Origin of the sequence: Nodularia chucula CCY0103, from assembly GCF_963923915.1 — a bacterium.
Lineage (GTDB): Bacteria > Cyanobacteriota > Cyanobacteriia > Cyanobacteriales > Nostocaceae > Nodularia > Nodularia chucula.
This window is the reverse complement of record NZ_CAWUOL010000001.1, coordinates 87,967-102,644: the sequence shown is the minus strand read 5'-3', so window position 1 is coordinate 102,644 and position 14,678 is coordinate 87,967. Positions and strand designations below refer to the sequence as shown.

9 protein-coding genes and 1 pseudogene are annotated in these 14,678 nt (G+C 43.1%); 3 read left to right on the top strand and 7 right to left on the bottom strand.

All coding sequences use genetic code 11. The features are described 5' to 3' along the window. Window positions 1-92 precede the first annotated feature (92 nt). Entirely contained in the window at window positions 93-536 is a 444-nt protein-coding gene (locus ACM0OP_RS00415) for a cyclic nucleotide-binding domain-containing protein (RefSeq protein WP_414526408.1), read from the bottom strand. Between the two features lie 533 nt (window positions 537-1,069). Between ACM0OP_RS00415 and ACM0OP_RS00410 the strand changes: the two genes are divergently transcribed. Together ACM0OP_RS00410 and ACM0OP_RS00405 are read left to right on the top strand one after the other, a co-directional pair. Further along, on the top strand, window positions 1,070-3,820 hold the full coding sequence (locus tag ACM0OP_RS00410) for a cation-transporting P-type ATPase (protein ID WP_414526407.1): 2,751 nt from the start codon (window positions 1,070-1,072) through the stop codon (window positions 3,818-3,820). Window positions 3,821-3,899: 79 nt separating this feature from the next. Next, a complete protein-coding gene (locus tag ACM0OP_RS00405) occupies window positions 3,900-6,926 on the top strand; it encodes a UPF0182 family protein (RefSeq protein WP_414526406.1) in 3,027 nt (1,008 codons plus the stop codon). A gap of 139 nt (window positions 6,927-7,065) precedes the next feature. Here ACM0OP_RS00405 and ACM0OP_RS00400 read toward each other — a convergent pair whose 3' ends face one another. From ACM0OP_RS00400 to ACM0OP_RS00375, 6 genes and pseudogenes are all read right to left on the bottom strand, one after another. Further along, on the bottom strand, window positions 7,066-8,850 hold the full coding sequence (locus ACM0OP_RS00400) for a M61 family metallopeptidase (RefSeq protein ID WP_414526405.1): 1,785 nt from the start codon (window positions 8,848-8,850) through the stop codon (window positions 7,066-7,068). Between the two features lie 415 nt (window positions 8,851-9,265). Then, entirely contained in the window at window positions 9,266-10,480 is a 1,215-nt protein-coding gene (locus ACM0OP_RS00395) for an RNA-guided endonuclease InsQ/TnpB family protein (RefSeq protein WP_414526404.1), read from the bottom strand. A 138-nt stretch (window positions 10,481-10,618) separates the two neighbouring features. Further along, window positions 10,619-11,266, bottom strand: a complete 648-nt coding sequence (locus ACM0OP_RS00390; protein WP_414526503.1) for a Crp/Fnr family transcriptional regulator — start codon at window positions 11,264-11,266, stop codon at window positions 10,619-10,621. 8 nt (window positions 11,267-11,274) lie between these two features. After that, a pseudogene (locus ACM0OP_RS00385) lies at window positions 11,275-12,213 on the bottom strand (HetZ-related protein 2); the annotation flags it as partial. A gap of 527 nt (window positions 12,214-12,740) precedes the next feature. Beyond that, window positions 12,741-13,091 (bottom strand): carbon dioxide-concentrating mechanism protein CcmK, encoded by a 351-nt coding sequence (locus ACM0OP_RS00380; protein WP_414526403.1) that lies wholly within the window; start codon window positions 13,089-13,091, stop codon window positions 12,741-12,743. A gap of 258 nt (window positions 13,092-13,349) precedes the next feature. Continuing rightward, window positions 13,350-13,658 carry a carbon dioxide-concentrating mechanism protein CcmK gene (locus tag ACM0OP_RS00375; RefSeq protein WP_414526402.1) on the bottom strand — a complete coding sequence of 103 codons (309 nt, stop codon included), beginning with the start codon at window positions 13,656-13,658 and terminating at the stop codon, window positions 13,350-13,352. A 112-nt stretch (window positions 13,659-13,770) separates the two neighbouring features. Here ACM0OP_RS00375 and ACM0OP_RS00370 point away from each other — a divergent pair, with 112 nt between their 5' ends. Next, the gene (locus ACM0OP_RS00370) at window positions 13,771-14,658 is read left to right on the top strand and encodes an alpha/beta fold hydrolase (protein WP_414526502.1); all 888 of its coding nucleotides are present in this window, start codon (window positions 13,771-13,773) and stop codon (window positions 14,656-14,658) included. Window positions 14,659-14,678 lie beyond the last annotated feature (20 nt).

Genomic DNA, 14,678 nt, shown 5'->3' with positions numbered 1-14,678 from the left:
TGGGAAGTGTGGGAGGTGTGGGAGGGGGAAAGATTGTTAAATACCTAATACCTAATACCTAATACCCAATCCTCAGTCCCCAATCCCCAGTCTTAAGGATTCCCGGAAGTTTTAACATTCATATCATCGTTTAATCTCCGCACCAGACGGGACAACTCACGAATGATATTTACTGCAATTTCCGGAGTTTCTTCAATGGCATCATACAACTGCTCTTGGGTTAATTCCAAAAATTCTGAGGGTTCTAAAGTGGTGACAGAAGCCGAACGAGGTTGAATATCAAATACGGCCATTTCACCAAAGTATTTTCCCTGTTCTACCTCTGCAATCTGTTTATTTCCCAGGTGGACTTTAACTTTACCTGAAACAACAATATAAAGCGATCGCCCTTCTTCTCCCTGACGAAAAATAGTATGATTAGCCGGAAACTTGAGTTCGTGCATCACCGCAGTCAGTCGCACAATAAAATCATCTCGCAATTCTTTAAAAATCGGCACTCGCCGCACAAATAATAAACGATCAACGCTACTCAGCATATTTAATAGTTACAACTTATACATTAAAAATAACAGAAATGGTACTAAAGAGGATGATCGATTTCCTGATAGTCACCATCCTCATTCTCCACTATCTAAATTTTGTTAACCTAGCTAGTCACTCAAAAAGCCCGATTTCCCTGAAAAAAGAGGCTATAGCTTAGGGGAGAAGCAACGGGAACACAAAAATAGTAGTATATAAACAAAACTATGCCCTAATAAAGTTGTTGATAAATTATTAAACCCACATCTTGCACCTAGCCCTGGCGATTAGAAATCGCGGCTATACAAACAAAGTCCGCCTGCGCGGACTAACATAAAATTAAGGTTTTTAACCCGCGTAGGCGGTGAGGGAGTCGCAGTCTTGGCGGTTCCCGTCGATTGCGAACTCCCGAACCCGAAGGGGTTTCGCCTGTGTAGCCGTGACTTCCAGTCGCCTGGTGCAAGATATGTGTAAACCCAGAAGTGTTGGGAGCATCGCTTAATATTCAACAGTTCCCAAATTTTGCAAACTTTAGTACTTCGGAAAATTTATGTCTGCAACTGAAATGGGTGGCCGACAGTCATACCAATATCATGCACTACCAGCAGCAGAAGCTGCTCTCACCCTCAATAGTGACCCAGAGACTGGTTTAACGTCTACTGAAGTTGACAAGCGACTAGAAGAATTTGGCAGGAATGAACTCAAGGGTAAACCGGGAAAGCCTGCTTGGTTGAGATTTTTATTGCAATTCAATCAAGCCTTACTCTACATTTTACTGGTAGCCGGGTTAATCAAAGCGGTATTAGGTTCATGGACTAACGCCGGAGTAATTTGGGGCGTAACTGTAATTAATGCCATTATTGGCTTTGTTCAGGAATCAAAAGCGGAAGGGGCGATCGCCGCCTTAGCCCAAGCGGTGAGTACAGAAGCTACAGTCCTGCGTAACGGGCAGAAATCGCGCATTCCTTCCCAAGAATTAGTCCCTGGGGATATTGTGCTTTTGACTTCTGGTGACAAGGTTCCGGCTGATTTGCGGTTATTTAATTCTCGCAATTTACAGGTAGATGAGTCAGCCTTGACAGGGGAATCTGTACCTGTGGAAAAAGCCATCACACCTGTAGAGAAAGATACACCCCTAGCAGAGCGGGTGAACATGGCTTATGCAGGGAGTTTTGTCACTTTTGGACAAGGAAGCGGGTTTGTGGTTTCCACCGCCAATGCTACAGAAATGGGGCGGATATCCCAATCTCTAGAACGTCAAACTAATCTCAGTACCCCTTTAACTCGGAAGTTTGAGAAGTTTAGTCATCAATTACTCTACCTAATTCTCGGCTTGGCAGCTATGACCTTTGCTGTGGGCTTAGGACGAGGACAAGATTGGGAAGCAATGTTTGAATCGGCTGTGGCTTTAGCTGTGAGTGCAATTCCGGAGGGTTTACCTGCGGTGGTGACAGTCACAATGGCCATTGGGGTAGACCGCATGGCTCGCCGTCACGCCATTATTCGTAAGTTACCGGCGGTGGAAACTTTAGGCGGTGCAACGGTAATTTGTTCTGATAAAACGGGAACTTTAACAGAAAATCAGATGACTGTGCAGGGAATTTATGCCGGAGGTCAGACATTTACTGTTAGTGGCACTGGTTATAATCCTGAAGGGGAAGTTTTATTTGAGCAGCAGTCTGTTGATTTAGGATCAGGGAATTTTCCCACTCTCAAAGCTTGTTTGATGGCGGGTTTACTCTGCACCGATTCTCATTTAGAACAAAAGAATGGGACTTGGGCTGTAGTGGGTGATCCTACTGAAGGTGCTTTAATTACAGTGGCGAATAAAGCCGGGTGGAATCAGTCAGAGATGGCGAAGTTAATTCCCCGCATTGATGGTATTCCTTTTGAATCTCAGTTTCAGTATATGGCGACGTTGCATGATAGCCATGAATCTTTGCAGGAATCTGGGGATGGAATCAGAACTATTTATGTGAAAGGTTCTGTAGAGGCAATTTTGAGCCGTTCTCAGGAAATGCTAAATGCTAACGGGGAAGCAGAACCAGTTAGCCGGGAATTAATTGAACAGCAGGTAGAAGCTTTGGCTAGTCAGGGAATGCGGGTTTTGGCTTTGGGGAAAAAAGTTGTCCCAGATGACCGAAATACTGTAGATCATGAAGATATTGCTGCGGGGTTAATGTTTTTAGGGCTACAGGGGATGATTGACCCCCCCAGACCAGAAGTAATTGCGGCTGTGCGTGCCTGTAAATCTGCGGGGATTCAAGTTAAGATGATTACAGGTGATCACATTATCACAGCTAGGGCGATCGCCGAACGGATTGGGATAGAAAAAGACGGCAAAGTAGTGGCTTTTGAAGGTAAAAACCTCACTGCAATGAATGATGCTGAACTTACCCAAGCGGCCGAACATGGTGTAGTATTTGCGAGAGTTGCTCCCGAACAAAAATTGCGCTTAGTGGAAGCACTGCAATCTCAAGGGGAAATTGTCGCTATGACTGGGGACGGTGTGAATGATGCACCAGCGCTGAGACAGGCTGATATTGGGATCGCAATGGGTGGCGCAGGTACAGATGTGGCTAGAGAGGCTTCTGATATGTTGCTCACCGATGATAATTTTGCTTCTATTGAAGCCGCAGTGGAAGAAGGACGCACAGTTTATCAAAACTTACGCAAAGCGATCGCCTTTATTCTACCTGTGAATGGTGGTGAATCCATGACCATTCTGATTAGTGCCTTAATCGCCGCACCCTTACCCATTCTCTCACTGCAAGTGCTGTGGTTAAATATGGTCAACTCAGTAGCCATGACCGTACCTTTAGCCTTTGAGCCAAAATCTGAGCGAGTCATGAAGCGTAAGCCCCGCAACCCACGGGAGCCATTACTTTCCGGTAAGTTGTTTCAGCGCATCGCTGTGGTTTCTATATTTAACTGGATTCTGATTTTTGGAATGTTTCAATGGGTGTATCAAGACACAAATAATCTAGCTTTAGCCCGAACAATGGCAATTCAAGCCTTAGTAGCCGGTCGAATTGTTTATTTATTGAGCATCAGCCACTTAGGAAATACCCTATTTCGGACACTTAAGGGTCAGAAAGCTAACCTTAATGATGGTAAATCAATGGCTTTTGCCATCCTGGGTACAATTGTTCTGCAAATTATCTTTAGTCAGTGGAGTGTGATGAATACTTTGTTTAAAACTGCGCCATTGAATTTAGAGCAGTGGCTAATTTGTCTGATTCCCATTGTCCCGATGATTCCTGTGGCTTTATTTGTCAATCGCATAGACCCGGCTGAATAATTCCCACACCCCCGGTTACTGAGCGGAGTCGAAATAACACCTCCCACACCTCCCACACTCCCCACTCCCCCAAAATGTCATGTTCTGGAAATGGTGCTTGAGATTACTCATAATATTTGTCGGACTTTGGCTAACCTTAGACCTACTGTCTCGTCTGGGAGCAGAAATTTTCTGGTTTGAGAATGTTGGCTACTTGCAAGTATTTCTGCTGCGAATTGTAACTAAGGGTGGTTTGTGGATACTGATAGCAGCTGTCACTGCTACATTTCTCTGGGGAAATCTCTCTGTAGCAAAACAACTAAAGTATGCACAGTCGCTGAAAATTGCTGAAGTCCGCCGTGAGGAAGCAGGGTTTAACACTGTATTAGAAAAATTTCTTAGTCCCAACTATCCTCAAGGGGATGGAATAAAAACCCCTAAATCTCGGACTAAGCCGTTAAGATTACTCTGGCTGCTACCTGTCACTTTAGTATTTAGCCTCTTCGTGGGATTAATGCTGTTTCACTACGGTCATGTAGCTGTTACTTATTGGCATTCTCCCATTCTTCGGGATATTCCACCTGTTCCACCTTTATTTAGACCTGGGAGAATTTGGGAAATAATTAGTGTGGAGATTTTCTCCCAGGTTTGGTATGTGGGTTTGGTTGTAGGGGTGGCGATCGCCATCATAACTTATCCTGGTTTTTTCTTAAATGCGATCGCCCTGGCTTTTAGTATCCTGTTTGCTTGGTTAATATCACACAACTGGGCTAGAGTCCTCCAATATTTTCGCCCCACATCCTTCAACTCCACAGAGCCTTTATTTGGTCAAGATATTAGCTTTTATATATTTTCTCTGCCATTTTGGGAACTCCTAGAACTCTGGCTGATCGGATTATTTTTATACGCTTTTCTCTCCGTCAGCCTCACCTATCTTCTCTCCGGCGATAGCCTCAGTCAAGGGATTTTTCCCGGCTTTTCCTCCGAGCAACAGCGTCATTTATACGGCTTGGGCGGCTTATTCATGCTAGTCGTCGCCTTCAGTTATTGGCTAAGTCGTTACGAGCTAGTTTATTCCCCCCGTGGGGTAACTTACGGTGCTAGTTATACCGATGTCACCGTCGTCTTACCAGCCTATACCCTCTTGTGCTTTTTAGCCTTTGTCGTCGCTTGTTATCTACTCTGGCGGACATTTGCTTGGAAATCCCAGTCTCGATATCGCCAATATGTATTTTATGGGTTGGGGCTATATCTATTAGTAGTTTTAGCAGCTGATTTTGTTATACCTAACGTAGTGCAGTATTTAATAGTTCAGCCCAACGAATTGCAACGAGAACAACCATATATTGAGCGTACCATCGCCTTAACTCGTCAAGCATTTGATTTAGATGACATCGATGTGCAAACCTTCAACCCCACAGGCGATTTAACAGAAGCAGATATCCAAAGAAATGATTTGACAATTCGCAATATTCGCCTTTGGGATCAACAACCCCTGTTAGAAACTAACCGTCAACTGCAACAAATTCGCCTTTACTACCGCTTCCCCGATGCTGATATTGACCGCTACAGACTATTAAGAGAAGTACCCGCACAAAGACCCACCGGAGCAGCAGAACTAGAAGATAACCCAGAACAAGATGACAGCACAGAAAGGCGACAGGTACTAATTGCTGCTAGAGAACTAGATTATACTGCCGTACCCCAACAAGCACAAACTTGGGTAAACCGCCATTTAATTTATACTCACGGTTTCGGTTTTACCATGAGTCCAGTGAACACAGTCGGTCCAGGAGGACTACCAGAATACTTTGTTAAAGATATCGCTGGTGACGACGAAAACCCCCTCACTACTTCCAGTGAAGCAATTCGTGACAGCGTTCCCATTGGACAACCCCGCATTTACTTTGGTGAAATCGCTGATACCTATGTGATGACTGGCACAAGAGTTAGAGAGTTGGATTATCCCAGTGGTAGTGATAATGTTTATAACATTTACGATGGTTTAGGGGGTATTACCATTGGTCAAGGCTGGCGGAGATTATTATTTGCCATGTATCTGCGAGATTGGCAGATGTTATTTACACGGGACTTTTTGCCAGATACCAAGGTATTATTTCGGCGGAATATTAAAGAACGGATTCAGGCGATCGCACCCTTTTTAAAATTTGATAGTGACCCCTATTTAGTCGCCGCCGATGCCAGTTCAGATCCGGATAATAGCAATTATTTATACTGGATTGTCGATGCTTATACCACCAGCGATCGCTATCCCTACTCCGACACCACCAGCGAAGAAATCAACTACATCCGCAACTCAGTCAAAGTAGTAATTGACGCTTACCACGGCACAGTTAACTTTTACATTGCCGATACCACAGATCCCATTATTAACACCTGGTCAAAAATATTTCCCAACACCTTTAAACCCCTCAGCGACCTCCCAGATACCCTTCTGACCCATATTCGTTATCCTGTGGACTTCTTCAAAATTCAATCTGAGCGATTGATGACCTACCAGATGACAGACCCCCAGGTTTTTTATAACCGAGAAGACCAATGGCAAATACCCAACGAAATCTATGGTAGTGAAGCCCGTCCAGTAGACCCCTACTATTTAATCACCAGTCTTCCTACAGTTCCCTTGGCTAACGCCGCCCCTCGCAGAGAAGAATTTATCCTACTATTACCCTACACACCTAGACAACGCTCCAACTTAATCGCTTGGTTAGCAGCACGGTCAGACGGCGAAAATTACGGTAAATTATTACTCTATGTCTTTCCGAAAGAACGCTTAGTTTTCGGACCAGAGCAAATAGAAGCCAGAATCAACCAAGATCCGATAATTTCTCAACAAATTTCCCTCTGGAATCGCCAGGGATCAAGAGCAGTTCAAGGTAATCTTTTAATTATCCCCATTGAACAATCCTTATTGTACGTCGAGCCAATTTATTTAGAAGCCACCCAAAACAGACTACCCACCCTAGTCCGGGTCATCGTCGCCTTTGAAAACCGCATTGTCATGGCTCCTACCCTAGAACAAGCATTACAGGGAATCTTTCAAGCAGAAGTGACACCAGCACCCGCCATTATTCGTCCTTTAGAGGAAACTGCACCCTCAGAATAAGCAGCAAACCTCAATCAAGACCCAAAAATAGCTTTAGCCCTTCTTTGAAGTGGCGGGCGATTTTTTATGTTCTAACCTCAACTAAGCCTAATTATTGGAAGAACCTACACCGCGCCAATACAGTGTAGGGATTTGCCTATCAACGGAGATGGACTATCGGTACGCCTAACCACCCTGCGCTATTCTCCTTCTGGGAAGGATCGGGATTATGCACTGGGACAATCTGAAACTTGGTAGGATGTGGTGTACTAAGGGTGACAGAATAAGTCCGTAATTCATCTTGGTGGAAAACCGTGACTTCAATAGTATCGTTTGGTTGGTAATCTTTGAGGCGATCGCTCAGTTGATGAGCTGTTAACCTAATTCCGGCGATCGCCAACAATTCATCACCTGGATCAATACCTGCTACCTGTGCAGGTGAACCGACTTCCACAAATTTAATTACTTCTCGGCCATATTCAGTTTTTACCTTGATACCTAAATAAGGCTCCTCTTCCCGTTCCGCTAACAAATGCAAACCAAAAGGTTGCAAGTAGTGATTAAAAGGTAATTCATCAGTGCTGTTAATGTAGCGCTCAAAGAAATCCGTCAAATCTACACCCGCCACTGATTCGCACACCTCTTGCAATTCTTCAGGGGTGTAGCCAATTTCTGGTTGACCAAATTTCCGCCACATTTGCCGCATCACATCATCGAGCGATCGCTGATTACCATGTCGCGCTCTAATCAGCAAATCTAGCAATAAAGACACCATCTCGCCCTTCAAATAATAGGACATTTGGGAATTATTACTATTAGCATCTGGACGATAAAGTTTAATCCAAGCATCAAAACTTGACTCAGCCAGCGATTGCACCTTCCGTCCTGGGGTTGTGAGAAATCTAGTAATCTCCTTACCCAAATGATTTAAATAAGACCTAGCATCATAAATCCCAGCCCGCAAAGGAATCAATAAGTCATAGTAACTAGTAGTTCCCTCACAAAACCACAAAGAAGGTGTATAGTTTTCCTGCTCGTAATCAAACACCTCTAAACCTTGAGGACGAATCCGCTTCACATTCCACAAGTGGAAAAATTCATGTGCCACCAACTGCAAAAAGCGTTCGTACTTCTCCTGAGAGCGAAACCCAAAACGCTGGTAAATTAATGAGCAACAGTTCTTATGCTCCAAACCTCCATAAGCTTGAGCAAACAAATGTAGCAGAAAAAGATATCGCTCGTAGGGCAAACCCCCAAACATCTCCGCTTCAACTGCGATAATTTTCTGGATATCAGCAATTACCCGTTGTAATTGTAAATTACCCTCTCCCCAAATTGCCAATTCATGGGTTTTTCCCAAAACCTCAAAGTAATAAGATTTGTGGCTACCAATTTCAAAAGGGCTATCCACAAGAGTATCAAAATCCGCAGCCGAAAAAGTATACTCTTGCTCACCCACAGATGGTAGGGGAGTAGTTACCCGCCAGTCTGCCCGTGGTGGTACAACGGTAATCTGAATTGGTAAATTTTCCCAACCAGGGAGTCTAAAAAATAGTGCCGCACCATTAAAATAGGCATGGCTAGTATCCAAATGATTTGTCCGTACCGATAGCTCATTGGCAAACATTCGGTAACGCACAGTTAAATTTGAAACACCAGTTGTATTTACCTGCCAGTGGTTTTTACTGATTTTCCGCCAAGGCAGAGGCTTATCCTCAGCAAAAGCAGCAAAATATTGTAAATTTTTAGCGTATTCTCGCACTAAGTATGAACCTGGTGTCCATACAGGCATTTTCAAATCAAGAATTGTCGATGAATGATTGATTAACTTCAGTGTCACCTCAAACAGATGTGTTTCTGGTTGAGGCATTGCCACCAGATAATGAATCATTGGTAGTGTTTCCTGGATGCCAATCTCGATACGAGGTGCTGTTGCTTCGGTCATCTGTAATTAAGAGTTATAAATTTTGAGTCAATAGTTTATGGACAATCGTCAATAGTTAATGGTTAATAGTCAATAGTTAACAACTGTCCACTATTGACTGATTGACACTCCCCATGCTCAACAGCCAGAAGATGCTTGTGGAATGGAATGGGGATTCCGAGGAATTTGTTTCCAACCAGCATCTTGACCCTATACCCTACGGAACCGCTACATCCTCGAATGAGAAGGTCTTGAGTGTTTGCCACAGTTTTATTTGTTGTTTTGCAGCAATTACAACGAACATGAGTACGGTCAACTTCTGAACACATTTAACTAGACTAAGATTTCCCTAATACAAGTATTTTCCCACATTTAATAAATACCATGTCCAAACCATTACAGTTATCATCATGCAGAAAGGTTGATACTCCTCGACCTAAAGGTACGAGGATTCTTGCTTCTTAGGGATTCCAATGAATTTACCCTCTGCAAGCATCTTGACCGTATGCCCTACGGCTGCAAGTCCACTAACTAGAACTACTTGAGCGGCTGCAACATCTCTATCAGTGGTATAGCCGCAATTCGAGCAAACATGAGTACGTTGAGAAAGTTCTTTCTTTCCTGTCTCAATTCCGCAGTTAGGACAAATTTGGCTTGTTTTCCGTGCATCTACTTTTTGAAAATAGACATCACGCTTAAAACAAGTTTGTTCAAGAATATTAAAGAATTGACCGAACCCAGCATCCAGGCAATGTTTACCCAGCATTCCACGGGACAAGCCAACTAAATTCAAATCCTCAACAAACACCATCCCGGCGCTGTCACAAATTTGGTGAGACAGCTTTCTGTGCCAATCTTTACGACAATTAGCAACGTACTCATGCAATGAAGCAACTTTCTTTTGTGCTTTTTTCCAATTGTTCGAGCCTAATCGTTTTCTCTTGACACGCTGTTGCAGCAATTTCAGCTTGCGTTGGGCATCTACAAAAAACCTCGGACGCTTGATTAAAAGACCATGAGAAGTGGCAATAAAATTTGTTAGCCCGACATCTATTCCTACTGCTTCCCCCTGTGGCATGGGTTGGGGTAGACTAACATCCCACTGGATAGTTAACATTACGTACCATCCAGAAACACGCTTGACTACACGGGCTTGTTTTATTACTCCCCCATCTGGGATTGAACGGGATTGGCGGAATTTAACCCAACCAATTACAGGTAGGTTAATTCTCCCATCACTTAATCTATCCCCCTTCATTTGCGGGAAGACAAAACTACGCATCTTTCCAGATTTTTTAAATCTAGGAAATCCATGATTTTGTTCCCACATACTTGTGAATGCGGTTTCAAGTCGTTTTAACGTTTGTTGCAAGACCTGAGATTGTACCGATTTGAGATCAGGATTAGTCCTTTTCGCGTCGGTTAATGATTTGCATTGACTAGAGTAGGTGGGACGGGGAGTCTCGGCAGTAATGATGTATTCAGAGCGGAGGGAACAAGCATTAACCTGACAACTACGAGATTTATACCAATCTTTACGTTCGCGCAAAGCATAGTTATAGACTCGACGATTAATCTCAAGCCATTGCTCAAAAGTATGCGATTGTTTTCGAGTCGGTTTGAGTTTAAATTCGTAGGTTAGGTTAAACACTTTTATCACCTCTTGGGTAGATTATAGATTATGTTTACCTATCGCTAGAATGAAAGATAAAAACTGCTCAAATAAAAAGCCGTCCTAGAATGACGGGGCTTTAAACCCACTATTTTCGGTAAACACATAAAACTGAGTTTACACCTTCGCAGCGAGGTTAATCAATTGTTTCCAGTTAACCAGTTCAATAATATTGTTGGCACTATCAATTATGATCCAGCCTTTTTCATGCAACTTTTCCATAATTTTGGTAGTTTCTGCCACACCAATTTCTGTTACTTCCGCTAAATCTTTAAAAGGAATATTCAAAATTTCCTTACCCTTGCTAGATTGTTGTCCGTAGCTTTCGCCTAAACTGACTAAGGTATGGGCAAGTTTAACCGCAGGGGGAGAAGAGCGGATTTGTAAGCGTTGGTTGATTTGTCGCAATCGCCGCACCATCAGTTGCAGCATCCGGTGATGTAGCTGCGGATCTTTAAATAGTATTTGAATAAAACGCTCTCTAGAAATACTCAACAAATTGACCGGAGAAAGGGCAATCACATCAGTAGAACGGGGTGATTCATCTAAAATAGCCATTTCGCCAAAAAAATCACCCCGACCTAAAATAGCCAGCGCAACAGAATCATCTCCGGAAATGCGTCTAACTTTCACCCAACCGGAAACGAGGAAGTAAACTGCGTTACCCCAGGCATCTTCCATCAACACGGCTCGCCCTACAGGGTATTCGTGTTCAATTGCCACATTGAGTAGCCATTCCAAGGTCTGTGGGTTGGCTGTACTCAGTAAAGGAATTTGAGGGCAAAAACCCGTACTGCATGGTAACTAATTTTTTCTCGCAGACGGTAAATTTCTTTGATTGGTTTATGTAGTTTTTTGGCGATTTCATCTTGAGATTTACCTTGCAAATACAGTTGCAGCCAGTCTACTGCTTCTTGTCCCAAATTTGCTTGTAAATAATCGGAAAATTCTTCTTGCACTACCTGTCGCAGTGTTTGTTGTTCTTCTAGTTGTTGTGCAGCTTGATATTCGGCGATCGCCTGATGATCCGCTAAGTTGACCCGATAATCATCATCATCTGCCAGAATTTCTTCAGAAACTAGCTTAACTAAATCACCACCCGGTACTTGGGTTAAGCCACCACGCTGCATCCGCCGCAGATAGTTGACAAATCTATATACCAGTAGGGGTTGATTTCGTACTGGACGCATAGCGTACTCTTCGATACTGGCAAACAGCAGAGCATCCCGCAGTCGCTTATCACTGGTAAATTCAGTGATATCAACCATTTGTTGCTGCATATATTTATCGTTTTGCAGTAATTCTTGTACCACTTCTTGCAAAACATCCATCACACTACGTTGGCGATCGCGGCTCAGAGAAATCCAAGTCTGAATCTTATTGCGTAATGTAACTAAACTTCCCAAACGAGCAATCAGGTTCCGGTAGGCACGTTCTCGCCCTTTATCTAAGTAGCGTTGATGTAAAATTCTCCACCGATATTCCATTGATTGTTGAGCAATGTGGCGTTCTGTCGAATTGAGACCGTCAAAGCCTTTTAAGTCAGTGCTTAAAAGCCAAAGAATAATACTTTCTCTATTGGCTAAACTTTGTTCTGGACACTCCACAGCTAAACGCTTACGCCACAAACTGGTTAAATTCTCTACCTCCTTGGTCATAGCGAGATTGCGCTCCTCAAAACCCTGTATTAAAGTTGGCATCACAACCCCCATTTTCATACTTCATTGATGCTTGGGTAGTAGCTCATGAGTAAATCTTTAACATTAAGATATCTTAGTGCTTCTACTCTCAATTACATTTAGATTGATTAAGTTTAGGCAATACTTACGTAGCTTTTGCTAAATTACAGTTTCAGTATTACTCAAATATACCCAAAATCCTCATTAATCCTATCAATTTCTATTCTTTCTTTAATTAAATTTGCTGAGTTTGGGAGTAGGGGTCGGAAAAACTTGTTTCTACTATCCAGAGATTTTCAGAGCATAGGATAGGCTATGCCCACAAAAATCAAATATCGCAGTTCCCATGCTGGTGAGGTACAAAGTTTTTTAGTTTTAGGGAACAGGGAACAGAGAATAAATTGGTGTGTACTTCATTAGACTCGGAAAGGCTATATAATTCCTATACTTATTCAGTTAATATCGTTTTTTGCAACAAAAGTTAATAGTCAAAGGTCAAAGGTTAATATAAATCAATAATTAACACCTTAACTTTTGACTAGCAACTGATGAATTGAAGTTTATAACCGATTAGATGAGCGCACGATGGGGTTTTCGACAGAATCCCGATATTCTTGGACTTCTTCTGTATAGCCAATTGGTAGAACGGCTTCCACATTTTCATGAGGACGGGGAATAATCACCCAAGATTCCAAAGTACCACCATGAACATTTTCGGCAGCTTCAATACCAGCAGCCATAGCAGTTTTGACCTCAGATACATCCCCACGAATATTGATTGTAAAACGAGCGCTACCGACTCTGATATAACCCACAAGGGTGACACGACCAGCTTTCACCATCGCATCAGCTGCTGCTAATACAGCAGGGAAACCTTTTGTTTCGAGCGCTCCAACGGCTTGTAATGACATTAGTAATCTCCTGTATGAATAAATGTATGTGGGGGGGACAAATCTTTTGTCCGCAGTCATCTTAGGAAGTTGAATGAATTTCCCAAAACACATTTTTAAACCCCTACAAAGTAAGGATTTGGAGTTTGAAATCGCCCATTTTGGGGGCTTAGATTTTGTAGACAATTTTTATAGGGTGAAACCTTAATTTTGATATTTTTTTCAGTATTCACCCTCAGATGATGGCAAATGATGCCAGATGTCAGATCATAAATTTGCCTACATACGGAAAGGTTCAGATGTTGCGGTGAAGTGGATGGGTAAAATGGTCTCCACGTTTTCTGGAGGATTAGGAACAATGTAGTGGGTAATTACTTGACCACCGAAAGTTTGTTCTCCGGCGACTATCCCCGCCTCTACAGCTCTGTTAACTTCCGAAACACGTCCCCGAACAGCTACTAACAAGCGAGCGCTTTCGGCTTGACCATAATATACAATTGTGACTGCGGCAGATTTAACCATAGCATCGGCTGCTGCTAGCACAGCAGGAAAGCCCAAGGTTTCAATTACGCCAACCGCCATTGGCATGGCATTAGCTCCTGAGTCGAAAAAATTAAGTGATATTAATTGTACGAGGCTTTCGTACCAATTTTGACATTTGAGAAAATTTTCTCTGATCCTCTGCCGTAAACTAAAGATGATGTTTCCTAGTTTTTTACCCAGTACAGTGGGGCAATTGACCGAATCTACCTCCATCACCTTGGCTGAAAATATTCAAAGTCAGGCGATCGCCACCCCCTTAACAAATCAAGCAATTACCACAACCTATGTGCAGCAAGGTACTGGTGGTACACCTATTTTATTAATTCACGGCTTCGACAGTTCTGTATTAGAATTTCGTCGGCTTTTGCCCCTCCTAGCCAGAGAGAATGAAACCTGGGCGGTGGATTTATTGGGTTTTGGGTTTACAGAAAGAATCCCCGGTACACCATTTAGTCCCCTCGCCATCAAAACTCATCTCTACCACTTTTGGAAAACCCTAATCAATCAACCTGTGATTGTGGTGGGTGCGTCAATGGGGGGTGCAGCTGCGATTGATTTCACTCTCACTTACCCAGAAGTAGTAGAAAAATTGGTGTTAATAGATAGCGCCGGAGTAAAAGGGGGTTCACCCTTAACCAAATTCATGTTTCCCCCTTTAGATGCTTTCGCCGCTAATTTTTTGCGTAATCCTCAAGTCCGCGATCGCATTTCCCGTGCTGCTTACAAAAACAAGCTCCTGGCCTCACTGGATGCTCAATGCTGTGCTGCATCACACCTAGAAATGCCCTATTGGAGTCAGTCCATCATAACTTTTACTAAAAGCGGTGGTTACACTGCTTTTAAATTGCCGCAACTTTCAGCGATTGTCGCACCAACCTTAATTTTATGGGGTGATACAGATCAAATTTTAGGTACTGTTGATGCTAAGAAATTTCAACAGGCCATTCCCCAGAGCCAACTTATTTGGATTACCGACTCTGGTCATGTCCCCCACTTGGAACAGCCAGAAATTACCGCCCAACACATTTTGCAATTTCGTGATTGATCATACTTGCTGGGGAGTAG